Annotated in this window: 25 protein-coding genes and 1 pseudogene; 11 read left to right on the top strand and 15 right to left on the bottom strand. The window is 44.9% G+C overall.

Translation table 11 applies throughout. The features are described from left to right. Window positions 1-64 precede the first annotated feature (64 nt). The 3 genes from AB4512_RS10805 to AB4512_RS10795 all read right to left on the bottom strand — a co-directional run bounded on the left by AB4512_RS10805 (window position 65) and on the right by AB4512_RS10795 (window position 2,639). Complete coding sequence (locus AB4512_RS10805; protein ID WP_372111756.1) at window positions 65-1,504, bottom strand: 6-phospho-beta-glucosidase; 1,440 nt, start codon at window positions 1,502-1,504, stop codon at window positions 65-67. Between the two features lie 169 nt (window positions 1,505-1,673). After that, complete coding sequence (locus AB4512_RS10800; RefSeq protein WP_102393093.1) at window positions 1,674-2,198, bottom strand: hypothetical protein; 525 nt, start codon at window positions 2,196-2,198, stop codon at window positions 1,674-1,676. A 51-nt stretch (window positions 2,199-2,249) separates the two neighbouring features. After that, window positions 2,250-2,639: a VOC family protein gene (locus tag AB4512_RS10795; protein WP_017064032.1), complete on the bottom strand. Its 390-nt coding sequence runs from the start codon at window positions 2,637-2,639 to the stop codon at window positions 2,250-2,252. Window positions 2,640-2,836: 197 nt separating this feature from the next. On the opposite strand from AB4512_RS10795, the gene AB4512_RS10790 reads away from it, so the two are divergent. Continuing rightward, window positions 2,837-3,736, top strand: coding sequence for a DMT family transporter (locus AB4512_RS10790; RefSeq protein WP_017059463.1), 900 nt, complete (start codon window positions 2,837-2,839; stop codon window positions 3,734-3,736). On the opposite strand, the gene AB4512_RS10785 is transcribed toward AB4512_RS10790, so the two are convergent. After that, a complete protein-coding gene (locus tag AB4512_RS10785; protein WP_017059462.1) occupies window positions 3,733-4,635 on the bottom strand; it encodes a LysR family transcriptional regulator in 903 nt (300 codons plus the stop codon). The two genes, AB4512_RS10790 and AB4512_RS10785, sit on opposite strands and share 4 nt — an antisense overlap. Before the next feature lie 188 nt (window positions 4,636-4,823). Here AB4512_RS10785 and AB4512_RS10780 point away from each other — a divergent pair, with 188 nt between their 5' ends. Next, a complete protein-coding gene (locus AB4512_RS10780; RefSeq protein WP_372174894.1) occupies window positions 4,824-6,896 on the top strand; it encodes an alkyl/aryl-sulfatase in 2,073 nt (690 codons plus the stop codon). Between the two features lie 127 nt (window positions 6,897-7,023). On the opposite strand, the gene AB4512_RS10775 is transcribed toward AB4512_RS10780, so the two are convergent. Both AB4512_RS10775 and AB4512_RS10770 read right to left on the bottom strand, forming a co-directional pair. Next, on the bottom strand, window positions 7,024-7,434 hold the full coding sequence (locus AB4512_RS10775; protein WP_372174893.1) for a LysR family transcriptional regulator: 411 nt from the start codon (window positions 7,432-7,434) through the stop codon (window positions 7,024-7,026). A 9-nt stretch (window positions 7,435-7,443) separates the two neighbouring features. Then, the gene (locus tag AB4512_RS10770) at window positions 7,444-8,817 is read right to left on the bottom strand and encodes an MATE family efflux transporter (RefSeq protein WP_017064035.1); all 1,374 of its coding nucleotides are present in this window, start codon (window positions 8,815-8,817) and stop codon (window positions 7,444-7,446) included. A 446-nt stretch (window positions 8,818-9,263) separates the two neighbouring features. Here AB4512_RS10770 and AB4512_RS10765 point away from each other — a divergent pair. From AB4512_RS10765 to AB4512_RS10755, 3 genes and pseudogenes are all read left to right on the top strand, one after another. Beyond that, window positions 9,264-9,422, top strand: a pseudogene (locus AB4512_RS10765) (enoyl-CoA hydratase/isomerase family protein); the annotation flags it as partial. Between the two features lie 210 nt (window positions 9,423-9,632). Continuing rightward, the gene (locus tag AB4512_RS10760) at window positions 9,633-10,454 is read left to right on the top strand and encodes an SDR family NAD(P)-dependent oxidoreductase (RefSeq protein WP_372174892.1); all 822 of its coding nucleotides are present in this window, start codon (window positions 9,633-9,635) and stop codon (window positions 10,452-10,454) included. Between the two features lie 250 nt (window positions 10,455-10,704). Then, window positions 10,705-11,547: a radical SAM protein gene (locus AB4512_RS10755; RefSeq protein WP_372174891.1), complete on the top strand. Its 843-nt coding sequence runs from the start codon at window positions 10,705-10,707 to the stop codon at window positions 11,545-11,547. A 90-nt stretch (window positions 11,548-11,637) separates the two neighbouring features. Here the strand turns inward: AB4512_RS10755 and AB4512_RS10750 are convergent, their stop codons facing one another. The 3 genes from AB4512_RS10750 to ascF form a co-directional block, all read right to left on the bottom strand. Then, window positions 11,638-12,255, bottom strand: a complete 618-nt coding sequence (locus tag AB4512_RS10750; protein ID WP_017059455.1) for a bifunctional 4-hydroxy-2-oxoglutarate aldolase/2-dehydro-3-deoxy-phosphogluconate aldolase — start codon at window positions 12,253-12,255, stop codon at window positions 11,638-11,640. Window positions 12,256-12,286: 31 nt separating this feature from the next. Beyond that, on the bottom strand, window positions 12,287-13,717 hold the full coding sequence (locus tag AB4512_RS10745) for a 6-phospho-beta-glucosidase (RefSeq protein WP_017067568.1): 1,431 nt from the start codon (window positions 13,715-13,717) through the stop codon (window positions 12,287-12,289). A 71-nt stretch (window positions 13,718-13,788) separates the two neighbouring features. Beyond that, window positions 13,789-15,267: a PTS cellobiose/arbutin/salicin transporter subunit IIBC gene (gene ascF, locus AB4512_RS10740; RefSeq protein ID WP_017064040.1), complete on the bottom strand. Its 1,479-nt coding sequence runs from the start codon at window positions 15,265-15,267 to the stop codon at window positions 13,789-13,791. Between the two features lie 243 nt (window positions 15,268-15,510). Between ascF and AB4512_RS10735 the strand changes: the two genes are divergently transcribed. Beyond that, on the top strand, window positions 15,511-16,035 hold the full coding sequence (locus tag AB4512_RS10735) for a gluconokinase (protein ID WP_017059452.1): 525 nt from the start codon (window positions 15,511-15,513) through the stop codon (window positions 16,033-16,035). Beyond that, window positions 16,032-17,828: a phosphogluconate dehydratase gene (gene edd, locus AB4512_RS10730; RefSeq protein ID WP_372174890.1), complete on the top strand. Its 1,797-nt coding sequence runs from the start codon at window positions 16,032-16,034 to the stop codon at window positions 17,826-17,828. Before AB4512_RS10735 ends, edd begins: the two co-directional genes overlap by 4 nt. 73 nt (window positions 17,829-17,901) lie before the next feature. On the opposite strand, the gene AB4512_RS10725 is transcribed toward edd, so the two are convergent. Beyond that, window positions 17,902-18,909, bottom strand: a complete 1,008-nt coding sequence (locus tag AB4512_RS10725; protein WP_017059450.1) for a LacI family DNA-binding transcriptional regulator — start codon at window positions 18,907-18,909, stop codon at window positions 17,902-17,904. A 144-nt stretch (window positions 18,910-19,053) separates the two neighbouring features. Then, on the bottom strand, window positions 19,054-19,755 hold the full coding sequence (locus AB4512_RS10720; RefSeq protein WP_102393084.1) for a lipoyl protein ligase domain-containing protein: 702 nt from the start codon (window positions 19,753-19,755) through the stop codon (window positions 19,054-19,056). 185 nt (window positions 19,756-19,940) lie between these two features. Between AB4512_RS10720 and AB4512_RS10715 the strand changes: the two genes are divergently transcribed. Both AB4512_RS10715 and AB4512_RS10710 read left to right on the top strand, forming a co-directional pair. After that, on the top strand, window positions 19,941-20,225 hold the full coding sequence (locus AB4512_RS10715; RefSeq protein WP_017059448.1) for a hypothetical protein: 285 nt from the start codon (window positions 19,941-19,943) through the stop codon (window positions 20,223-20,225). Then, the gene (locus AB4512_RS10710; RefSeq protein ID WP_017059447.1) at window positions 20,222-20,500 is read left to right on the top strand and encodes a type II toxin-antitoxin system mRNA interferase toxin, RelE/StbE family; all 279 of its coding nucleotides are present in this window, start codon (window positions 20,222-20,224) and stop codon (window positions 20,498-20,500) included. The genes AB4512_RS10715 and AB4512_RS10710 overlap by 4 nt, the downstream gene beginning before the upstream one ends. A gap of 150 nt (window positions 20,501-20,650) precedes the next feature. Here AB4512_RS10710 and AB4512_RS10705 read toward each other — a convergent pair whose 3' ends face one another. Continuing rightward, on the bottom strand, window positions 20,651-20,938 hold the full coding sequence (locus tag AB4512_RS10705; protein WP_017064044.1) for a type II toxin-antitoxin system RelE/ParE family toxin: 288 nt from the start codon (window positions 20,936-20,938) through the stop codon (window positions 20,651-20,653). Further along, window positions 20,935-21,216 (bottom strand): type II toxin-antitoxin system Phd/YefM family antitoxin, encoded by a 282-nt coding sequence (locus AB4512_RS10700; RefSeq protein ID WP_011080399.1) that lies wholly within the window; start codon window positions 21,214-21,216, stop codon window positions 20,935-20,937. Before AB4512_RS10700 ends, AB4512_RS10705 begins: the two co-directional genes overlap by 4 nt. 401 nt (window positions 21,217-21,617) lie before the next feature. Between AB4512_RS10700 and AB4512_RS10695 the strand changes: the two genes are divergently transcribed. Next, window positions 21,618-22,574: an IS110 family transposase gene (locus AB4512_RS10695; protein WP_206360870.1), complete on the top strand. Its 957-nt coding sequence runs from the start codon at window positions 21,618-21,620 to the stop codon at window positions 22,572-22,574. 45 nt (window positions 22,575-22,619) lie between these two features. Here the strand turns inward: AB4512_RS10695 and AB4512_RS10690 are convergent, their stop codons facing one another. Next, window positions 22,620-23,291 (bottom strand): hypothetical protein, encoded by a 672-nt coding sequence (locus tag AB4512_RS10690; protein WP_017069686.1) that lies wholly within the window; start codon window positions 23,289-23,291, stop codon window positions 22,620-22,622. Between the two features lie 217 nt (window positions 23,292-23,508). After that, a complete protein-coding gene (locus AB4512_RS10685; RefSeq protein WP_017069685.1) occupies window positions 23,509-24,147 on the bottom strand; it encodes a hypothetical protein in 639 nt (212 codons plus the stop codon). 103 nt (window positions 24,148-24,250) lie between these two features. Here AB4512_RS10685 and AB4512_RS10680 point away from each other — a divergent pair, with 103 nt between their 5' ends. Continuing rightward, window positions 24,251-25,276, top strand: a complete 1,026-nt coding sequence (locus AB4512_RS10680) for an IS110-like element ISVisp6 family transposase (protein ID WP_372174889.1) — start codon at window positions 24,251-24,253, stop codon at window positions 25,274-25,276. The last annotated feature ends 270 nt before the right edge of the window (window positions 25,277-25,546 follow it).

The raw sequence follows: 25,546 nt of genomic DNA, 5'->3' as shown, positions 1-25,546 counted from the left end.
AGGCCGACTAATTCATTGCAAAATGACAGCTCACAGTTCACATAACTGCGCTGGGGAATGCATTCTAAATAGTGGCACCGTTAGATGCAATCACACCTTTATACCACTCGAAAGACTTCTTGCGCTTGCGTTCTAGTGAGCCAGATTGATCGTTGTGCTTATCTACGTAAATGAATCCGTAGCGTTTTTTCATCTCGCCCGTGGTGAACGAAACTAAATCGATACAGCCCCAAGGGGTATAGCCCATCAAATCAACACCATCAATCGAAACGGCTTTTTTCATCTCTTTGATGTGGTCGCCAAGGTAAGCAATGCGGTAATCGTCATTAATGCTGCCATCTTCTTCAATGGTATCAACCGCGCCAAAACCGTTCTCAACGATGAACAATGGCACTTCATAACGTTCATACAGAGACGCTAAACAGAAACGCAAACCCGTCGGATCAATTGGCCAGCCCCAATCGCTAGACTGGATGAACGGATTATCGACCGAATTTTCATGACCGCCGTCCATCGCTTCTTCTGTAGATTGGTGAGAAGAAGAATCCAAGGTATTCGACATGTAGTAGCTAAAGCCTAAGTAATCAGCCTTACCTTCTTTTAGGATCTGCTCATCTTCAGGCTGCATCTCAATGTTGAAGCCTTTGATTGCCCAGTCACGCGTAGCGTAATTTGGGTAATGACCGCGAACCATCACATCTGAGAAGAAGTAACGGTCACGCATCGCTTGTTGTGCCACCATAATGTCTTCCGGTTTAGAAGAACGAGGATAGAAAGGCACCATCGCACACATTGCGCCGATTTGAAGATCTGGATTGATCTCGTGACCTTTCTTAACCACCAAAGCACTTGCAACAAACTGATGGTGAACCGCTTGATACATCGCCTCTTGCGGCTTTTCGCATTGTGGAAACTTCACGCCTGAGCATAACCAACCGAAAATATCTGCCGAGGTGTTCATCTGGTTGTTGATCTCGTTAAACGTCATCCAGTATTTCACTTTGTGCTGGTAACGCTCCATCACCGTAGTTGAGTACTTAACGAAGAAGTCGATCACTTTACGGTTCATCCAGCCACCATATTCGTTAGCTAGATGGTAAGGCATTTCAAAGTGGCTCAGTGTTACCACAGGCTGAATGTCGTATTTCAACAGCTCGTCAAACAGATCATCGTAAAACGCTAATCCCGCTTCACACGGTTCAGCTTCATCGCCATTTGGGAAGATACGCGTCCACGCGATACTGGTACGGAAACACTTAAAGCCCATCTCAGCGAATAACTTAATGTCTTCTTTGTAGCGATGGTAGAAATCCACTGCGACTTGGTTAGGATAGTTTTCGCCATCAATCACGCCATCGGTGATTCGACGTTGTACACCATGAGCGCCCGCTGTTAATACATCAACAACACTGACACCTTTACCATTCGCATCCCAGCCGCCTTCTAGTTGATGCGCTGCTACTGCACCGCCCCATAAAAAATCGTTCGGAAATTCGTTGTTCATACCATTACTCGCTACAAGTTATTCGTGAAAAAGATCAGGATTAGAGAGCTCATTGCAACTCTGAAACCGATTTCAATAAAAGAAAAGATACAGGTTGAAACCGGTTTCAGCAATAGTTAAAAGATCTTTTTTGATCGAACTACAGACTAATCAACAGTCAGCATTACGATCAATGCTGCTCAAAATACTGATCATGCTGAGATTTGCCGGATTGGTCTTGAGTGCCAGGGTAGAACTGGACGAGTGTCTGATCGGCTAGTGTGAGGTGAATCCAACCCTCTTTGACTTTCAGCCAATTGGTACCGTTGGTCTCATAGACGGCAGGAAACTTGCCCCAACCAGACTCTGATACCTGCAGCTCTTGAAATAGGTTAATCGGGGCTAGCTTATTGCTGTCGAAGTTTGCGTCGGCATACACAGATAAAGGCTCGATGGCATCGTTTGGCTTAAACGTATAACAGCTCACAGAGGCTGAAGTGCGATCAAACCACTGGTAAGGTTGTGCACCGATTAAATCGTAGACCGTGCAATCATTGAATTGAATCGCCCACTCTTGGTGAGCTTTAAAACCGAGGTAACCTATGGGTTGTGATGGTTCAGGCTTTGAGTCCGCCTCCTGCTCATACACCGGTTCTGAGGTAGCACATCCCATAAGCCCAAGACTAAAAAGGAAAGTCACAGCAAGCTTCATCATTGTCATACCTCAGTTCCGTTAGTAGATGAGTAACTCAATTAAGTCTCTACATTAAACGGTAAGTTCCAAACGATTACCATCCGGATCGAGTACACAGCTCTCATAATAGCCATCGCCTGTTCTTCTTGGGCCATCTAAGCGCTCATAGCCGTCTTCGACCAAGTGTTGAGTCAGTTGATCGACCGCCTGTTCCGAACCTAATGATATCGCCATGTGAATGAAGCCTGTGAACTGGTCATAGATGTCGTCTTTCGATTCAGGGACAGAGTCCATTTCCATAATCTCTAAACGACTTCCCGTATCAAACGAGAGGAAGTATGAAGAAAACCCTTTAGTTGGGTTGTGATATTTTGAGTTCAATGTCGCGCCGAAATAATCTTCATAAAATCGCTTCAGTACTTCGAGTTGTTTGGTCCAAATTGCGATGTGTTCAATCTTCATTTTGTTTGCCTAAGTTTGATGTCTAACGCTAGATTACTCATCAAATAAGGAACAATAAACAGAACGAAATTCATCGAAATTGTTCCTGATTAACGGGCTCGATTTTATGTCCATAACTGCACAGTATTGGCATCTATGTTTGTGTAATAGTTATCTTTCCTCCATAGTCAGGTTTTACACAATCTGAGATTCAAACTGTGAGCTTTTTAAAACTGATACTACTTGCGGCTATATGGGGAGGCTCGTTTCTTTTCATGAGAATGGCCGCCAATCCATTAGGGCCCGCAGTCTTAATTGAAGCGCGAGTTCTGTTTGCAGCACTTACTCTGCTTTTAGTTTCTTTCTATTTAAAAAAGAAGCTCTCTTTTCATGATCACGCAAAACACTTCTTCATTCTCGGCCTGTTTAACACCACACTTCCTTTTTTGCTTTTCGCTTATGCCGCGCAGACACTTAACGCCTCGACACTCGCCATCTTGAACTCTACCGCGCCAATATGGGCGGCAATCATTGGTGCAATATGGACCAAAACAGCACTCGAGGCGAAAGTTCTATTGGGACTTGGGATTGGGGTAACAGGAGTTGGCGTGTTAGTCGGTTGGGATGCGATGAACATTGGCCGTGAGGCTATGCTTCCTATCTTTGCAGCAGTGATGGCGGCCTTTAGCTACGGAATAGCGTCAAACTATACCAAACAAGCCCCTAAAGTTGAGGCATTCAACAATGCTCATGGCAGCATGTGGGCTGCGGTATTGCTGGTTTTGCCGTTTGTATTCTTTATTCCGATGAGAGAAACACCCGACGTTACGATCACTACATCGGTTGTCTTATTAGGCGCGGTATGTACTGGGTTAGCGTATCTACTTTACTTCAATCTCGTCTCTGAACTCGGCGCACCTTCAGCCCTGTCCGTGACCTTCATCATTCCGGTATTTGGTATTCTATGGGGTAACTTATTCTTAGATGAAGCAATTGGCATCAATACGATTGTTGGTTCAATTCTGGTTATCACCGGCACCATGTTGGTGACAGGAATGACGCCTTCTAAGATGATAGAGAGCGCCAAACAGAAACGAGCAGCAAGAGCGGCTCGTTAATCAGCCATATATTGCTGAATCTTGTTTCTCAGCCACTGATGAGCAGGGTTCAAATCGGTTCTTTTATGCCAGATCATGTATTGCTGCATAGGTAAGATTTCAAACGGCTGATCAAGGACTTGAAGCTGGAAGGATTCGGAAAATTGATTGGCAAAATCACGCGATGTACTGCCGACACAATCTGAGCCCGATACCAGCACACACATGGTCATCAGCGAGTCACACTCGGCACTCACTTTTCTCTGTTTCAGTGGCGACTTGGTAAAATAATCTGCCGTGTATAAACGGGTTCGACGCATTCTAAAAGTAACATGCTTTTCGTTGTAATATTGCTCTTGCGTCACAGAGCCATTGATTCTCGGATGCCCCTTTCGAGCTATCAGCACCAACTCATCTTCAATCATCGGCTGCTTCATGTAGCCGTTAACTTGCGGGTAATGGATATCAATCGCTAAATCAGCTTGTTGCATGCTCAAGCCTTGCAATAATTCTTCTTCGTTGTTCGGCACCATATTGAATTCAATCGAGATATTGCCCAACGTCTCATCTTGCTCGACGAGAGGTTGAAGCTTGGTTAATCCAATCTCATTCACCAGGATACGAAACACATGATGCTGCTGATTATCAAATGTCTTTAAAGTGCTTACTGCGCTGCTTATCCCTTCTAGAGCAGGCTCTACTCGGTCTGCCAATTGCACCGCAGCGTTAGTCGGAATAATCCCACGCCCTTCACGAATAAACAGGTCGGTATCAAGCTGAGATTGCAATCGCTTCAATGCCCCGCTAACCCCAGGCTGAGTCATACCAAGCGATTCTGATGCAAGCGTGATCGACTTTAATCGATACACTTCTAAGAACACGCTCAATAGATTTAAATCCAACTTTTCCACGTCGCTCACCGTTACTCTCCCTGTCAATGTGGTCTTAATCAATCATAGGTCAGGATTCGCCTTCGTTCCCCAACCATTGCATGACTCAATACATAGCCAATCGTGATGTATTAAATAAAGCTTACTTTATTTTTTGCTATATGTCTTATTCCTATAATCGCCTCAACGAAACAAAATTCTGAAATGAAGAGGCTCTTATGACGACTTCACGCACGTTCAAAAATGCATCACTGTTCCTAGCTATCTCGCTCGCATTCCCTGCAGTTGCAGCTAACCATGACCACGCACACTTCAGCGAAATTGGCGACCAAGGTGGCAAAAGCGCAACCGAGATGACGACTAAGGCAAACCAAGAGTTCGCAAAAACACTTAACTTTGCCGACACTCGCGCTTTCGACAATAACAACAAGGGTCTTATTGCTAGCTTCGACCAAGAGACGGGCGACATCATTCGCAATAGCTTTAACTTTATCGACCCAAGTGTGACGAATGCAGACCAAGCACCAGATTCAGTAAACCCTTCACTGTGGCGCCAAGCGGTATTGAACCAAGCAGCAGAAGGCTTATATGAAGTTGTTCCGGGTAAAGTTTACCAAGTTCGAGGTGCTGACTTAGCGTCTATCTCTTTCATTCGTAGTGACAACGGTTGGATCGCTTACGACGTTCTTCTTACCAAAGAAGCGGCCGCTAAATCACTCAAATTCTTCAAGAGCAATGTGCCTGATGGCGGCGAACTGCCCGTCGTTGCTATGATTTACTCTCACTCGCACGCTGATCACTTTGGTGGCGCAAGAGCAATCAAAGACGCATACCCAGATGTAAAAGTGTACGGTTCGAAAAACATTACTAAAGAGATCGTCGACGAAAACGTATTGGCGGGTAATGCAATGTCTCGTCGTACCGCATATCAATATGGCGCAACCCTGAACCGACACGAACACGGTATTGTGGATGCGGCACTGTCGAAAGGTCTATCAACCGGTAGCATTACTTACGTATTGCCAGACTACGAGCTGAACCATAACGAAGAGATTGAAACTCTGGTTATCGACGGCCTAGAAATGCAATTCATGGATGCTTCAGGTACCGAAGCGGCCTCTGAAATGGTGACATATATTCCAAGCATGAAAGCACTTTGGACTGGCGAACTGACCTACCAAGGCATGCACAACCTGTACACGCTGCGTGGCGCTAAAGTACGTGACGGCTTGAAATGGTCTAAGAAGATCAACGAGATGTTAGTCACTTGGGGTGAAGATACTGAGGTGCTGTTTGCGTCTCACTCATCGCCAATCTGGGGCGAACAAGAGATCTCTGATTACCTAAAAATGCAGCGTGACGCTTACGGTTTTACTCATAACCAAACGCTTCGCTTAGCCAATAACGGCGTGGTTCTGCAAGACATCGGTGACGAGATTTACAAGGTCATGCCAGACAGCATTCAACAGTCTTGGCACACCAACGGTTACCACGGTACTTACTCTCACAACGCCCGCGCGGTGTACAACATGTATCTTGGTTACTTCGACATGAACCCAGCTAACCTAAATCCACTACCAATCAAGCCAGAGTCAGTGAAGTTTGTTGAATACATGGGCGGCAGCGACGCTGTGATTGAAAAAGCGCAGCAAGACTTCCAAGAAGGTGAATATCGCTTCGTTGCAACAGCACTGAATAAGGTGATTCAAGCAGAACCAGAGAACAAAGTTGCACGTGGCTTATTGGCAGATACGTACGAGCAATTGGGTTATCAATCAGAAGGTGCAGGTTGGAGAAACATCTACCTAACCGGCGCTCAAGAGCTTCGCATTGGCACACAACCGGGCGCACCAAAGACTGCATCTCCGGATGTGTTGGCTAACATGACCATTGAGAACTTGTTAGATTACTTAGCAGTTAAAGTGGACTCGCTAAAGGCACAAGAAACACCATTTACGTTGAATATTCAGTTGCCTGATGTAAAAGAGTTCTACTACGTTGAGATGTCTAACGGTAACCTGAACAACATTCAAGTGAACGAGCTGCAAGATGCGGATACGACACTGATCATCAATAAGTCTGACGTGTCTGACATCGTGCTTAAGAAAACAAGCCTTGGAAAACTGTTAGAAGACGGACAAGCAGGCGTGAAAGGTGATAAGACATCACTTAACAAACTGCTGTCTTCACTGACAGAAGCTGACACCTCTTTTGAGATTGTACCGCGCCCAAGTAAAGGCGAAGAAGTTGATGCAGAGCTATACCAAGATTCAGCGGTACACGCTCATTAAACGCCGGATACACTAAATAAAAACAACAGCAGTTAGCTAGAAAAACGTTCTATAAAGAACATAAAAACAAGCCCCTCCCTTTTGGTTGGGGCTTTCTTATTTGTTCTCAATATATGCTTCTGAATCGCTATTGAGTTTGCCCGTTTACGTCGCAATCCCAATAAGAAGGTGAACCATAATATTGAACAAAGTAATCGATAAATACGCGCACCTTTGGTGCAAGTAACTGAGCACTCGGGTATACCGCCCAGATAGCCGCCTCATCCTTTAAAGGGTAATCCGGCAACACCTCAACCAGCGAACCTTCCGCGAGCTGCTTGTATGCTATCCAACTCGCGCACATGGCAATGCCCAAGCCATCGACACATACATCCCTTACCGCTTCACCGTGATCGACGCGGATAGCACCTAGGCTCTCATCGAGTTTTCCGATATGAATACTGGCTACCGGAGGTGACAACCCAAGCTCTTGTCCTGCTTGACCTATATTGTGCGTAGACGCGAGTCGCACAAACAATTTTAGATGTTCAATGTTCATCAATAATGGCTAGCCTGCGCTGAGTACACGCTGCTTATTGGCCGCAGCGGCACGGGGAATAATGTGAGTTTTAATATAGGCATTAAGCTTAAACCATGCAAAAGCGCCCGCTAAAACATTGGCGACTGTCGCAGCAATAACCGCATTGACCATGTCTCCGGTTATCGAGCCGATCCATAAAGCGGGAATGTAGAAAACAAACAAGCGTAGGAAAGAGACATTCAAAGCTTTACGCGGCACACCCAAGGCATTAAAGACCGACGCAACCAACATGCAAAGCCCAAGCGGCCCATAGCTGAACGGTATAAATAACAAGGTCACTTCAAACCAGCTGCGTATGCTTTGTTCTTCCGAGATAACAGGAATAATCCAGCCACTAAACAGCGCCAACAATGTTGCCATCACGGTGTGGAAAACCAATAAGAACTTCGCTGTTGTATTCAATAGCTCAGGGATTTTGCATCGCTGCTGCGCCCCTAGGTAACGACCAATCATAGGCGGGATAGACATCGTCAGAGCAAGAGAAAACACCAGCATAAAACTTTCAACACGGGCGAGTAAGCTCCAAAAAGCCATCTCATCGGTTCCGATTCTCGCAATCAATAGCATTGAGAAGAACGCGCTGACCGCAGGTAATATCTGATTCGCAGTGGTTGGCATTACCGTCTTGAATAACTCAAAACTGTAGCCTTTGATTCGGTTACTGCACGCGCCATTGAAGCCAAACCAACCTTTGCCGCGAGACTTGATTAGCATGTAGATTGCGCCGAAAGCGTAGCCAATGCTCGATGCGATCGCCGCCCCTGCGATGCCCATATCCAATCCAAAGATCAGAATAGGGTCGAGAATTAGGTTAATCACGCTAGCAGCCAAGAACATGCTTCCGGTTGTTTTGGTATCGCCATTGGCACGATAAACGCAGGTGGCCAGATAAAGCACCGCCACCATCAATGCACTGAACAACCACAGTGGCCAGTACACATTAAAAATAGACAGCATGGATTGGTATTGAGCGTCAGAGACATCATTCACAAACGACGCAAAAACAGAATCGCTAAAAACAATCAGCCCTATGCAGATCAAAGCAATCACCAACACTCCAAATCCAACCGACAGCGTCGCAATTGAAGTAGATTTACGTTGTTCTTTTGCCCCTACCGCTTGAGAAATAATGGACGTTGCCGCCACACCGATGCCCACTTGAACCCCGGTAAACGCTGCTTGAAATGGCAAGGTGATACCGTGAACCGCCAATTCATTCACCCCTAGCTGACCAATAAAGATCGAATCGACCAATTGAACCATCATGATCGCAAACACACCCAGCGTCAGTGGCAGCGTTTTCTCAATAATGGTTTTCAAAGTCGCGGATCTCATCTGCATAAGTCGGTTCACTCTTGTCTGTACCTTGGGGCTAATTACCTAGTTGAGCAGTATACGAAGCTAAATGAAAAGGATAAGAGCGCCAGACAAGGAATGAGTTTTTAGATTTCGTTGACAATCGAATTAGCAAGATACCTTCAACGTTAAAGTATCCATCTAAGACACTGAATAAATTGAAATTATCAAACGCGCCAACACTCTTAATAATTCGTTAATAGTGTTTCGTTTAATGGTTAATTGTTGGTTCGAACATTCCTCGCTAGCCTGAATTTAGGTCGCATTCACACTGAATAGGCTGGAATGAAATCTCTCAGAAGGAATATGGAAATGGTATATCAAGGTTATACAACGTTTAAAGCTCAAGCCGAGGATGGAATTCTTACCGTCACTTTTGACTTCGGTACTGTGAATGTTCAAGGGCAAGAGACTTTGATGCTGACGAAGCCGAAGCACTCAAAGCGGAAGCTTATTGGTTGTATCAAGCTACGAGCAAAACCCCTGCGGTTAAGCGCTTCCAAATTGCCGATGAGCAAAGCCTAGAGCACGATATGGAAAACCAACGTAACTGGGAAACTCTGGTTATGAACGTTCAAGACATCAAATAACTCGGTCACTTCTCTTAATTTGGGTCAGTCACAAACTGACCCATTGTCTTACTTAATCGTTAAACGCCAACGGTTAACCACCAAGTGTTAAAATGGTCATTATTTGCCCCATAGACTCACATTTGAGTCTTCAGCTTGTGAGCCAAATGCAACTATGTGTCATTAATCTTTGTTATAACGTTGTTCAAACTATTTTTTGAAGGACGGAATATGCAAAAAATAATTCTGATCACAGGTGCCACGGATGGCATTGGTTTAGAGACCGCAAAAGCACTAACGCAGCAAGGGCACCATGTTCTAATTCATGGCCGCAACCCAGCTAAGGTCAATAAAGTCGTGACCGCTCTGTCTCGCCTGTCTAAGAATGCAATCATCGAAAGCTACATCGCAGACCTATCGACGCTCTCTGAAGTTGAGGCGCTCGCAACCCAAATCAAAAGCGATCACAAACGACTCGATATACTCATTAACAACGCAGGTGTGTATAAAGTGTCGGACATCACCACTCCAGACAATCTTGATGTGCGTTTTGTCGTAAACACCATTGCGCCGTATCTACTGACACAAAAGCTGCTTCCTCTTTTTGATGCGACAGGTCGTATCGTCAACCTATCTTCAGCAGCCCAAGCACCCGTCGATTTAGAGGCATTAATCAGCCCGAGTGCGGGCGAACTTGATGGTCCGGTTTACGCGCAAAGTAAGCTGGCGCTAACGATGTGGTCCATCGAATTAGCCAATACTCTTTTAGACAAAGGCACCGCAATTATCCCTGTAAACCCAGCTTCTTTCCTTGGTAGTAAATTAGTGAAAGATGCTTATGGCGTTGATGGCAACGACCTTGCGATTGGAGCCGATATTCTTTGTCGTGCTGCGCTCAGTGATGAGTTTGCCAACGCTTCTGGTCAATATTTTGATAATGATTCTGGGTTGTTCAAAGACCCGCACGCCGACGCATTAGACAACACTAAGAACCACAAGCTGGTGACAGTGCTTAATCAATTACTCGAAGAAAAGCTGTGCGTTACGCACTGATCATTCATTAGTAAAAAACGACCACTAACACTCCCCCCCACCACCACACACACAATCCAAGCCGCAGTTCTATCCATACAGACAAAGAACTGCGCGCTCTTTCGATTATTAAAATTTCTTTAATACTGATTCCCCGCTTTGCCCAATTATCACCCAAGATGCAGATTGCTAAACTTGCCCTCGTCGAAACAACACAGGCTACGGCCGAGGAGCATTTATGCGTTTTTAAGGTAAAGTTTATCGTCCTTGGATGGAAGCAGAGAGCGTACTCATCCAGACAACATTGGGGTGCAGTAATAACCAATGTACCTTCTGCACGATGTTTGATGATAAGCGTTTCAAATTAAGAGACATCAAAGACATCTTTGAAGATATTGACGCAGCGAGAAAGATCTACCCGCATGTAGAGTCTATCTTTTTAGTCGATGGTAACGTGATGGCGATTAGAACCGAGATGCTGATTTCGATTCTGGATTACATCAAGATCACCTTCCCAGAGATCAAGAACATCTCTCTGTATTCAGGGTTTAATGACTTCCGTCGTAAGAGCTTGTCTGAATTAAAAGAGATTAAGTCGGCAGGTTTAAGCATGGCCTATTCAGGCTTGGAGTCCAGTGACCCAATTGTGCTTGAACGCATTCAAAAGCGCATGACGCGTGAGCATGCAATTGAAGGTATGAACCTAGCCCGTGAAGCAGACATCAAGGTGCTGGCTTCATTTATCTTTGGCCTTGGCGGCAAAGAGCGTTCTATAGAGCATGCGATTAATACCACCAGCTTGCTGAACATCATGCAGCCGGATGCGATTGCACCAATGGCTTTAGCCGTTCAACCGGGATCGGTGTTGGAAAAAGAAGTAAACCGTGGCGAGTTTGTTTTACCAACGCCATTGCAGATTCTGGAAGAAGAAAAATACTTGCTCGAAAATCTAGAAGATTTCGATTGCTACTACTGGGGCGACCACGGCAATAACATCTCACCAACGCGTGGCATGTTGCCTCAAGCTCGTAAGCCGTTTCTTGATAAGATTAATCAAGACATCGCTCACAACCCAATCACTAAGCAAAACGTCATTAAAACCTTTGCTTGGTAACGAGTAACCTCTACATCGTTTGAAGCAGCCACAAAAAGGGCCAGTATCAGCTGGCCCTTTCATTTTCTAGTTATGTCGCTCTCTATCGAACTACCTGGAGCCGACCGCTCGGACTAATTCTGCGATTCCATCCCAATCACCCTTGTCCATTTTGTCGGTCGGTACCATCCAAGTACCGCCACAGGCAACGACTGATTTCAGTGCTAAGTAAGACTCAACGTTCGCTGGGCTTACACCGCCTGTCGGCATAAAGTTAACCGGGTAAACAGCCGTCAACGCTTTCAACATAGGAATACCGCCAGATGGCTCTGCTGGGAAGAACTTTAGTGTCTTAAGCCCCATTTCCATTGCTTGTTCAACCAAGCTTGGGTTATTCACTCCAGGAACGATCGTAACCCCTCTTTGCTGACAGTATTTGACTGTTGTTGGATTCAAACCTGGGCTGACAATGAAATCAACACCCGCATTAATGGCAGTATCCACCTGCTCTGTAGTCAGCACAGTACCTGCGCCAATCAGTAACTCAGGGTAGGCTTCACGCATCAAACGAATCGACTCTGCTGCCGCTTCTGTACGAAATGTCACTTCAGCACAAGGCAAACCATTCTCAACCAATACTTTCGCAAGCGGCACAGCCTGAGCAACGTCATTAATGGCGATCACCGGAACGATGCGAATATCTCTGAGTCGCTGTTCAATTGTTTTCATTGTTCATTTCTCTCATTATCAAACAGACAAATTAAGCCAAGTCGCTGCCGTTGCTTGCGATCACTTTTTTGTACCAGTGGAATGACTTTTTAGGAATACGATTTAACGTACCATTGCCTAGGTTGTCTCTGTCCACGTAGATAAACCCATAGCGCTTGCTCATCTCTCCGGTCGACGCCGCAACAAGATCGATACAACCCCAAGGTGTATAACCCATCAATGGTACACCGTCTTCCATTGCTTCATGCATCGCAACAATGTGCTGACGAAGGTAATCAATGCGGTAATCATCGTTCACTTCTCCATTGTCATCCAAGGTATCACGAGCACCTAAGCCATTTTCTACCAAGAAAAGTGGTTTCTGGTAACGGTCATAGAGTGTGTTCATCGTAATTCGAAGACCTGTAGGGTCAATGACCCAGCCCCAATCACTTGCTGGAAGATGAGGGTTTTTGATGGACTTAACGACGTTCGCTGCACTCGTATTTCCTGCATTCATATCAGCGGAAGCACAGCGTGAAGCGTAATAACTGAAAGAAATGAAATCGACGGTGTTCTTTAGAATCTCGAAATCTTCATCTTGTGTTTCAAGCACCACACCTTTGTTATCAAACACTTTTTGAGCATAAGATGGGTAGTAACCACGCGATTGAACATCGATAAAGAACAGGTTCTCGCGGTCTTTTTCCATAGCCATCAGCACATCTTCTGGCTTACATGAATATGGATAGAAGTTACCGCCCGCCAGCATACAACCCACTTGGTTTTGCTCATCAACTTCATGGGCAATCTTGGTTACCAAAGCGCTTGCTACTAGCTCATGGTGAGCTGCTTGGTACTTCACTTGATCGTGATTTTCGCCTTCCTGAAACAACAATCCAGCACCAGAAAACGGGCTCGCTAGTAAAATATTGATTTCGTTGAAAGTTAACCAGTATTTCACCAAGCCTTTGTAGTTTTCGAAACAGGTTCTCGCGTAACGGCTAAAGAACTCAATCATCTTACGATTACGCCACGAACCATACTCGTTGACCAAGTGCATAGGCACATCGAAATGGCACAAGGTAACGAGCGGCTCAATACCGTATTTCTTACACTCTTCAAAAACATCACGGTAAAAATCTAAGCCAGCTTGGTTCGGCTCTAGCTCGTCACCTTTTGGAAAGATTCGGCTCCAAGCGATGGATACGCGGAAGACTTTAAATCCCATCTCTGCCAGCAAGGCGATGTCTTCTTTGTAACGGTGATAAAAGTCTATCGCGTTATGGCTTGGGTAGAACTCGTCTTCGCTGAGCGTCACCTTATCAACCTGACCAAGCTTAATTGGCATGCGGTTCTCACCATAAGGGATCATATCTACGGTTGTTAGGCCTTTACCACCCGCTAAGTGAGCGCCTTCAGACTGGTTTGCAGCAATAGCGCCGCCCCATAAGAAATCTTCGGGAAATTGAATGTTTGACATCGAATACCTCGGAAACAATAAAAGTCACCTTACGCTGAAGTAAGGTGACTGAATAAATTAATCAATTCTAATTAAGACGCGGACACTACTGTCGGCTTGTCTTCTGCCTTACCAGCTTCTTTGTTTGCTGACTCTGAAGTTGCTTTCTCATCGGCATCATCTTCTGGAACATCTTCAAAGCCTAAAACTAGGGTTAGAACAAATGACAGAACAATAGACAATGCGATCAGACCGAACACCCAAACGATACTCATTGGGTCATTCACATCGAAGAACTGAACACTCGTAAACAAGCTTGGTGCTGCCATCGAGTGACTCGCAAGGCCACCCATGCCCGCTAATGCACCTACGATAAAACCAGTAATCATTGTTGCGATAAGTGGACGTTTCAGACGAACAAGCACGCCGTACAATGCAGGCTCAGAGATACCGGCGAAGATAGCTGAAGCACCTGCGGCTAATGATGTCTGCTTTAGTGCGCTGTTTTTGGTTTTGTAAGCAACAGCCAGACACGCACCACCCATACCGAGGTTAGCACCGATTTCTGAAGGCATAACCATACCTTCACGACCCGTCTCAGCAATGGTTTGAATAATCGTTGGAGTAAATACACGGTGCATACCAGTAAGAACAAGTAGAGGCCACAGTGCGCCCATGATAGCAACCGACAACCAACCTAATGTGTCATGAATTGTGTAAACAAGCGCTGAAAGTGCAGTACCAACCCAAATACCAAATGGACCGATAAGTACGATAGCAACCGGAGCTGCAATCAATACGATAAGCATAGGTTTCAGGAAGTTTTTAGTCACAGCAGGGGTAATGCTATCTACCCAACGTTCTATGTAAGAAAGAGCCCAAGTCATCACAAGTACAGGAATAACCGTGTAGGTGTATTTCACTGACGTGATTGGGATACCGAAGAAATCAACGTGCTTGCCTTCTGCTGCTTGCGCCATCAATTCCATAAAGTTCGGGTGGATTAAGACACCGGCAATCGCAATGGAAAGAGACATATTGGTCTTGAATTTGATCGATGCGGAAGCGGCAACCATAACCGGTAGGAAGAAGAAGGCGCCATCGCCAATCGCTTTCAAGATAATCAAGGTAGGTGCATTTGGCTCAACCCAGCCCAGCATCTCAAGTACCATGGCGAGCAGTTTGACCATTGAAGCGCCAATGATTGCTGGGATAAGAGGCGACATGGTACCAACCAGTGCGTCCAACATTTTCGCACCAATTGACTTAGCCGTTAGCTTCTCTTTTTTAGCAGGAACCTCTGACTCAGATACAGTGGATAGCTCACAAAGCGCCATCACTTCTTTGTATGCATACGATACCTCGTTACCAATGATAACTTGTACTTTGTCTCCATTATCAACAACACCCATCACACCTTTCAGTGCTTTTAGCTTGTTAATATCGACGCCATCTTGGCTGTGTAAAACGAATCGTAGTCGAGTCATGCAGTGTGTTAGGGCAGCCACATTTGTCTTGCCCCCAAGATGCTCAACAACAGATTTCGCAATTGCGCGGTAATCGTTGGCCATTTTATCCCCCAAAGATCTCTTTCCAGTGATTTTTTAAACGCGAATATAGTGAGATGTGACTAATTTTCCGTCAGTAGGATGCAAAAACAATCACAATTGTTGTGAATTGTTGTTTTGTGTCCTTCATCACACTTCCTTAAGTTACCGGTAACATGTTACCGGTAACGCTTATAAGATAAAGCCATATTTACAAGCGATGTTCAAAATTGAGATCACGCGCAAATTTGTTAAGAGGATTGAGTTATGGCTGGTAGTAGTGTCATCGTCATGGGTGTCAGTGCTTGTGGGAAAAGCACGATAGGCGAGCAGTTGGCAAAAAAACTTGGGCGTAAGTTCATTGATGGTGACGACCTTCATCCTCGAGCAAACATTCAAAAAATGGCGTCAGGCCAACCTCTTAATGATGATGATCGCATTCCATGGCTGGAACGCGTTCGTGATGCAGCGTACAGCCTAGAAAGTAAAAATGAGCACGGCATTATTGTATGTTCTGCGTTGAAGAAGAAGTACCGCGACCAAATTCGCGAAGGGAACAAAAACCTCACCTTTCTCTTTTTAGATGGCAACATTGACCTGATCTTGCATCGAATGCGTCAGCGCCAAGGCCACTTCATGAAAGAGAACATGATTAAAAGCCAGTTCGAAACATTAGAAAGACCCGATCACGAGCCAGATACGGTTGTCATCAGCATTGATGGCGATATTGATGACGTTGTGGACTGTGCTGCGATTGTGCTTTCAATGACTGATGAGGCAGAAACAGCATGACCCTTCCAACCATCCAAGCGGTGACTCAACGATTAATTGAACGAAGCAAAGAGACTCATGAAGCGTTTCTAAACCGAACCCAACACCAAGCCTCTGCTGGCAAAGGTGGTAAAGGGCTTTCTTGCGGCAACTTGGCTCATGCTGTCGCAGCTTCTTGCTCCGATGAGAAACGCTCGATTCTTGATCTCACTAAATCCAATGTGGCGTTAATCAGCTCTTACAACGATATGTTAAGCGCTCACCAGCCGTATCAACACTATCCAGATCAGATCAAAAAGGCGTTAGCTAAGTTCGGCCACACCTCTCAAGTAGCGGGCTGTGTTCCCGCGATGTGCGATGGGGTAACTCAAGGCCAACCAGGCATGGATATGTCTTTGTTTTCAAGGGACTTGATTGCTCAATCGACCGCTCTTTCACTGAGTCACAACGTGTTTGATTCAACCCTATTACTTGGTATTTGCGACAAGATAGCTCCAGGACAACTGATGGGCGCGCTCTCTTTTGCACATCTACCCACCGCTTTTGTTCCGGCGGGCTTGATGGCAACGGGCATCAGCAATGATGAGAAAGTACATATTCGCCAAGAATACGCGGCTGGTAAGGTAGGAAAAAGTGCCTTGCTGGACATGGAGTGCAACGCTTATCACTCAGCGGGCACCTGCACTTTTTACGGCACAGCCAATACCAATCAGCTGGTATTTGAAGCGATGGGGCTGATGCTTCCGGGCTCAGCGTTTATTCACCCTGACTCTGAATTGCGCGCATCACTCACTCAGCATGCCGCCATTGAAATTGCTTCAATGACACCACAAGCCGCAAACTTCCGCCCACTTTCTGAAGTCTTTACCGCTAAAAGCTTAATCAATGGCATTGTTGCCCTACTCGCATCAGGTGGCAGTACCAACCACAGCATTCACATGGTCGCGGTAGCACGCGCAGCAGGATTTATTCTGACTTGGCAAGACATCAGCGATCTATCCGATGTGGTGCCTTTACTTGCTCGAGTTTATCCCAACGGCCCAGCAGATATGAATGCGTTCCAAGCGGCAGGAGGAGTTCCCGCGCTGTTACGCCGTTTAGATCAAGCCAACTTACTGCACCGAGATGTCACACCTACCTTTGGCTCGTTTGAAGATCAAATGAGTATTCCAGAACTTGAAAATGGAAAGCTAACGTGGAAAAAGTGCAAACAGTCGGCAGATGCAGAGGTAATTGCAGGCCAAGAACAGGTATTCCAAAGCACAGGCGGAACGCGAGTCCTTTCAGGGAATCTTGGCAATGCGGTGATTAAGGTGTCAGCGGTTGCAGAAGAGCAACGCGTTATCGAAGCACCTGCGGCAGTTTTTGATTGCCAACATAAGGTGGAAGCCGCGTATCAACGAGGTGAACTCAACAAAGATTGCATTGTTGTGGTAATAAACAATGGCCCAGCTGCGAACGGTATGCCTGAACTGCACAAGCTTATGCCGATTCTAGGTAATGTTCAGAAACAAGGGTTTAAAGTGGCTCTGGTTACTGATGGGCGCCTTTCTGGAGCCTCAGGAAAGATCCCATCCGCGATTCATGTCTCACCAGAGGCCATTCGAGGAGGAACTATTGGGCTTGTTTGCGAAGGCGATATCCTGCGCTTAGATTGCGCGAGTGGCGAACTCAATAACCTCAACGACATGCAATCTCGCCAAGCGAAGGTATTTGAGGCAGACGCCAACCAGCAAACCATGGGGCGCAACCTATTTAGCGTGATGCGCCAAAGCGTTTCGAGTGCAGAACAAGGGGCGAGTTTTATCGTCTAGCTGTGTCATTACTTAAATGTAAAAGCAAAAGGGGCATCATTTCGATGCCCCTTTCAGTTTCCACGATACTTGGTTAAACGCTTTCGCCATCAGTGATGCGATAGCCCATATCCACTACCGTTTCCGTAACTGGCTCACCTTTCAATCGGGCAAGCAGTAGCTCGGCACTTTTCTTACCTATTTCATAACGTGGCGTATCCACGCTAGTCAGTTTTGGGCGTATGGTTTGACCGATATCTAACGCGTTATAGCCCACCACAGATAGCTGTTGCGGCACTTGGATTCCACGTTGCTGGGCAATGAGCAAGGTACCTATCGCGATGTCATCATTGGTGCAGAACACGCCATCTAGATCTGGGTAATCCGCAAGAGCGCGATCAAGCAGATCTTCAGCCAAAGAGAAGTTAGAGTGCTGTTCAGTCAACACGTGTTTAGGCTCTAATCCAGCCTCATACATCGCTTTGTCATAGCCTTGCAAACGCAACTTGGTTCGCGCATCCAATCGAGCGCCAAAGTAAGCAATAGAGCGTTTACCAGCTTCAATCATTCGCTTCACGACATGGTAAGAAGCATCAATATGGTCCAAGCCAACAACCATATCGATCGGATTGGTTGGGAGTTCCATCGTTTCAACAACAGAAACACCTGAATTCTTGATCATCTGTAACGTGCGGGGGGTGTGGTGGCTTTCCGTCAATATCAACCCATCAACTTGATACGAAAGCAGCGAAGCAATCTTTTCCTCTTCTTCCACAGCATCATAGCTAAAGTGAGCAAGCAACGTCTCGTAGCCATTCTCTTTAGTAACCGTTTCGATACCTTGAACAAACGCGGCAAAGATTTGGTTTGATAACGAAGGGAGCAAGATACCGATCGCTTTACTCGACGATTTAGAGAGCATAGCTGGCGCTTTGTTTTCGATGTATCCCATCTCTTCAATAACCGCTGCAATTTTAACGCGAGTTTTGGCTGCGACTGAATCGGGATTGCGCATGTAACGAGAGACGGTCATCTTTGTGACCCCCACTTTGTCTGCAACATCTTGAAGTGTGGTTCGAGTTTTCTTCTGCTGTTCTGTCATAACTATTTGAACTCTTTATTATGTTACAAGTAACATTATAAAGTTCTCACCGCCTCAAGTTCAACCCATTCGTTCTCATCGACACATAGTATTGAAATCGTTCTACCATCGGCAAATTAGTTTGGCGTTAACGAAAGGTTGGTATCACGCATGCTTGATGAAAGCTTGGCTTAACTGCTGAAAGAGTGAGTCTACGTTGGGTAGAGTTGTCAGATGTGCGGACAACGGAGTATGAACTTGCGCGTCCACCACGGTTGGATTGCCACAAACTTGATTATAAAAATTTACGGGTGCAACGATGTTCTCTAGGTCGACATCCAACAAGATACAAGCTTGCGAAAGTACGATTTGGCCGCCCCCTTGTTTAAGCAAAACACGCTGCGCCGTGCCCACTATTTTTTGTTTATTGATATTGAGGTTGTAGTCACCATCACAATAAGAACCGGGAGTCGCGTGTACATCCACATCGATGCCCAGTTCTTTAAAAAACAGGGTTAAGATATTGCACAGATGTAGATACGCTTTTTGGATGTTGTAGGCTTCATCACGAGGCCAATGGTAAATGTGCGATAAGTTAATGATCCCCGGCAGTTGGGGAACGGGAGCGCCGCCTGTTTTACGTGAGGTGAGTTGCCAACCTTGTGCCGCGAGTTGTTTTCTAGACTCTACGGTCACAGGCCACTTTTTACCTGCGGGCAAAACAAGTGTCGGCGCTTTTGCTTGCCACAACATTAAGGCTTGCCCAATCTCACCCGCCTGAATTTGCTGCAATAATTCAGCTTCTTTTTCAAACGCACGATTAACATCAATGTGCGGGTAACGTACGAGTTTATTGGTTAACTTCAATGCACTTTCCTCTACAGATAGTGGTGACCTACCATTTAACGTTCTGCAATGGTTGATGAGATATGGGACTATGTGCGATGAAACATAGCACCAAAAGTTAGTTATTGGCGCCATAGTAGCTTGTCAGTTGCCCATCTCAAAGGTGAGTGCTAACATTTGTACACACACCAATAAAGGAATACATCATGGACACTAGAATTCAATTTCGTGTTGATGAAGAAACAAAACGCCTAGCTCAACAGATGGCTGAGAGCCAAGGTCGCACACTGAGTGGTGCTTGCCGTGAGCTTACTGAGCAACTCGCTGAGCAACAAAGACAAACATTATCTCACGATGCATGGCTAACTGAACAAGTAAACCTAGCATTTGAGAAGTTTGACTCAGGAGAATCCGTTTTCGTTGAACACCAAACTGCTAAATCTCGAATGGAAGAACGCAAAGCCAGAATACGTAATCGAGGTAAGCAATGATTTTATGGGAAGAAGAATCACTCAATGATCGTGAAAGGATCTTTGAGTTTATCTATGACTTCAACCCTGATGCGGCAGAAAACGCTGACAACCTCATTGAAACAAAAGTAGAAAACTTGCTTGAGCAGCCTCTAATGGGTGTACAGAGAGACGGCATTCGTGGGCGATTACTTATAATTCCTGAGATTTCAATGATCGTCTCCTATTGGATCGAAGGCGACATTATCCGAATTATGCGCGTACTCCACCAGAAACAAAAGTTCCCAATGGATTGATTACTTCCTCTGGGCAACTAGCCCAATTAAGGGGTGAACAACGCCTCCACCCAAACCTAACGCATTGTGCCATAAACACTTAACTTGAAGTAGGAGCAAAAGTGCCAAGCGTTGTGAATCCCTCTTAAATTGCTTGTTATAACACAATTGCTACACGTCACTTTCCGTTAGTATCTGACGACAATTTCGTACTGTGAGGACGCGAATTTCATGGCTAAGGCTATATATGATGCGATAGTGACCAAACAAAATTTCACGGTAATTGGTATGAGGCAGCTCAGGAACCATTCGCCCCATGTCAGGCATACTTGAGAGTAAATCAGTTTTATCAAAAACCTCATTAACCCAGTTTTCTGCCGCCACTGGATTATCCAGTGAAATAAACTCGGCTGCATCACCTAACTTTTGTAATGCTAGTGGTGACCAGACTACTTTCATTTCTTAATGCGCCCCAATACTTGAGCACGAGCGTCTTCATTGGAAACACCTAAACCTGAAGCTAATTGTGCTTCAGCAGTACGCATTTCTTCCAGTAACTCGATCTTCTCTTGCATTGCTTCATATTCTGCAACATCAAGGACAACCGCAACACCCTTACCACGTTGTGTGATAACTAGTGGTCTGCGAGTTTCGTTAATCTGTTTAATAAATGACGTCACGCCAGCACGAAATTCAGACAAAGGCTGAATATCTTGATCAAAATGGATGCGGCTCATGTTGAACTCCCTATGGTACAATTTAATGTACAAATAATAGTTCAAATAGCAATTTTGAGCAATAGCCTGATTTTGTGTTATAGCCCTGTTAAGGTGTGAGCAACGCAATACCGATGCTACCGTATACCGCCTTAAACACTGAACGCAACGCATAATAAAAATGCCACGCGTTGCGAATCACTCTTAAACAGTTTGTATGGATAATAAGCACTCCAATCGGGTAATGTGAGACCCAGGCTTTAGCTGCAACTAAAGCTTTCTATGTAGTAGTTCGTTTAAACGCTGGCTCCTCTATCGAGAGACCGATAACAAACATGAACGCTACATAGGACTTCAAGCATAAACCTCGAATAGTCGACTGGGTCTCGAACCCGCATTACGCAAGCATGAGTTAGCTTATTATGAATACCAAAATCAATCAAAGCATCAACGTTGGAGTTGATACCGGCAAAACACAATTAGACATCCACATCAGGCCACTAGACCTATTTTTCTCAGTAGAGAACAATGATAAAGGCATCAAAAAAGCACTCAAAACGATTAAGAGTCACAGTCCTGAACGAATCGTTATTGAAGCAACAGGCCGATTAGAAATGCCTTTTGTTCTTGCATGTGCAGAGGCTCAATTACCTATTGTCAGAGCAAACCCTGTCCACATAAAACGGTTCGCTGGTGCTATTGGCCGCAGAGCCAAAAATGATCGTTTAGATGCAGAATTGATTGCTCACTATGGAGAAGCAATCAAACCAGCTCTTACTGTCATAAAGCCAAAAAACATACGCCTAATGAGTGACTTAGTCATTCGCCGAAACCAGTTGTTATCCATGCAAACCATGGAAAAGAACCGAATCCAGATACTTCCCGCTTCTCTCCATCCGACTATCAAACCGATGCTAACCACGATAAAAAATCAAATCACCAAGTTAGAAGAAAAGCTCGTTAAACTCATTGAAGATAGCCCTGAATACCAAGCTAAAAACACAATATTGCAAAGCGTCCCAGGAATAGGAAACATTGCCGCTGCATCAATAATTAGCAACGTACCTGAACTTGGTTACATCACGAATAAACAAGCAGCATCACTGATTGGTGTCGCTCCAATAACACGCGAAAGTGGGCGCTACAAAGGTAAGCGCGTGATCCAAGGCGGTCGAGCGCAAGTACGAACCGTTTTATACATGGCGATGATGTCAGCCATGCAATGTAACCCCATATTCAAAGCGACTTATGCTCGACTTTTAGCTGCTGGGAAACCTAAAAAAGTCGCAATAATCGCGTGCGTACGAAAGATGGTTGTGACACTTAACTCTATGCTCAGAGATGGCGCCATGTGGGATGAAAACACAGCCAAAAATTAATCATTGACGCCATAGTCGTTTGTTATATGCGTAGTTTGAAACGAATCAATTAAAGTGTTTAATTACTTTATATTCGATCTTTTGGTTCGTAGCTGAAATGATTTCTACCGTTGCACCTTTATACGAGATCAAGTCACTTTCGGACAAGTCATATTCAACGTCAACATTGAATGCTTGGCGAGCCATACCATTTTGGAACTCGCGGTAGGTGAAACGAATTTTATCACCAACCTTGCCTGTATAAATCAATTCTTGCATAAAGCTATCGGTAGTATATACATTTATTGGCATAACATTAGGTTTTACAGTATCAGAACAGAATCTAGTTCCGAAACCGCCTAAGAAGCACAAATAGCCAGTTTTTCCATCTACATATGGTTTAGCTGGACTTGGTGCCCCCATTAGAGCATCTACAATACCTGTACCGTAGCCATTTTTTGGTCCAAATACTTTATGATTTTCTTTAACTCCAATTTGATGGTACTCGCCGGCTTTAACTATACCATCAAAGATCGGTGCATCACTATGAAGAGTAAAACCCTGAACAGTGACAACTTTTCCCGACTCTAACATTCTTTCACCAAGACTAGAGGCAGTAACAATGCCAGTTTCAGGCAACTTAATATTCTTGGTATTTGGCGCTACAGCTTGATGTGATGCCACACAACCAGATAGCAATGAAGCAACTGCAATTACAGATACGATAGCTTTTTTCATAGTGGATTCTTTTGATGATATTGAAGTAAGTTACAACCAAGAACATCATACCATTAAATTTTAATATTATGTATGCGATTGGGAGTAGGAAAGCATATAACGCCCGCTTAACTGGCTGACAACGCCGCCACAAAACTCAAATTAACACACCATAATCACTGAAGCTAACTGCTAGCACTAAAACCGCCGAGCGTTGACTGTCCGGTTGAAGCGTTTGTTATACCCGACCTAACATTGCGTTGCTTTTTGCTAATTCAGTAATTTCAACTAACTCTGGGTTGTCCACCAAGGATACTGAATAGTTTTTATACTGTTTTAATAACAAACTAAAGTTGTCAATTTCTTGCCGAATTTCATTTAAGTTTAACGTATCGTTCTCTAGCCCCGACATTCTTTGAATTAATTCAACTCTATCTTCAGGTGTTTCGCTTGGTAACATTGCTTCAATCACTAGCGTAGATGCTATTCCATGCAGACTAACTACTCTTTGACTTTTATGACCAATTGCTTCAAGTAACTTTCGATGAAGCTCATCATCCATAAAAGCTAAACATTGATCAGAGTTTATTTTCCGCTCAAGACAGTATAAACGTTCGCCTTGTTTTCGTAGAATTTCATCACAAAAGCATAAGAATGCACTCAACTCTAATTCGCTTAAAGTAGATATTTTTTCGTTAGGATTCCAATTACAAGCATTCAATAACTTTACAGCGTCATCACGTATATCTTTGAGAACGTAATATACAGAAATTACATCTATACATGACTGTCTATACTTCCTCTTGTCAGTAATATTTTTGATCTTAGCTATCGAATCAATCAACACTTTTGCAACTTTGCCCAATTCTGCAAACATCACATACTCCAAAAATTGCCTCAAAGGGTATAACGAACGACATGGATTCCCCCTACCGAGGATCTGCCACACTTATGTGGTACTTAAATGCATCGGAGGCACCATGTCTGATTATTCTTATTTCTGCGGTATCGACCTAGCTAAAAACCACTTTAGTCTTCATGCCGTAGACCAAAATGGTAAGGTCATACTTCATAAGTCAGTAACTCGCTCTAAACTACTGACTACAATAGCAAATATGCCACTCATGCGTATAGGCGTTGAAGCGTGTGGTGGTGCACATTATTGGGCAAGAACACTCAATAAACTGGGTCATGACGCCCGCATTATGGCCGTTAAATACGTGGTTCCTTATCGAACTAAAGGAAAGAACGACCTTAATGATGCTGTTGCCATATGCGAAGCTGTTCAGCGTCCATCAACTCGCTTTGTACCCGTAAAATCCCCCGAGCAACAAGCCATCTTATCGGTACATAGAATGAGAGAGCATTGGGTTCGTGAACGCACCGCGCTTATGAATCGCATGCGCGCCCTACTCTCTGAGTTCGGGTTAATCATTCCTGTTGGCCGCTCTTCATTAATGAAACACGTTCCCTTAATGCTTGAAGATGCAGAAAATGAACTGCCACATCTCGCAAGAACGGTGATTGCCGATGCTTATCACCAGCTTGGAGAGTTGAATCAACGTATCGCCGATACTGAACAAGTCTTCGACTCTTTTGCTAAGGTCAGCGCTAATGTTCAACGAGTGATGAAGGTTCGAGGTATTGGGCCGCAAACCGCTACTGCGATACTTGCTTCGATAGGCAATGGTTCTCAATTTGATAAAAGCCGTGATTTCTCTGCTTGGCTAGGACTAGTACCAAAGCAATATTCGACGGGAGGAAAGCCTCGCTTAGGTCGGATAACCAAACACGGCGACAAATACTTGCGAACACTATTAGTTCACGGGGCAAGGACAGTCATTGCCAACCTTGGCGACAAGCAAGATAAGCTAAGTCAGTGGTGTCGAGGCGTTCTAGAACGAAGAGGAATGAACCGAGCGATAGTGGCACTTGCCGCGAAGAACGCACGAATTATATGGTCGCTTTTACACAATCAAACCGAATATGAAAACTATGCTGCTTAAGTAGAAACTTAAGCAGCATAGAGAGTTAAACCCACCGGGTCATTGCAGACGCTAATGATGGAGATAGGTTAAGACCACTTGCGGAGAGCCTGTTAATGCGGCGGACACACTAGATGTCATCTAACGAATAAGGCACCGCAGTCGCGCAAGTCATCAGGGCCACGACGTATGCGAATCGTCGATAAGTAGGCCGAATGTAGAGCGGCAGTCCAAAACCCATCAACATAAGTTTAGCGGATGTTTGACAACCGGGGGAATCCATGTAGCCCT

The organism is Vibrio sp. 10N.222.52.B7, from assembly GCF_041474275.1.
GTDB lineage: Bacteria > Pseudomonadota > Gammaproteobacteria > Enterobacterales > Vibrionaceae > Vibrio > Vibrio crassostreae_C.
This window is presented reverse-complemented; position numbering and strand designations above follow the sequence as displayed.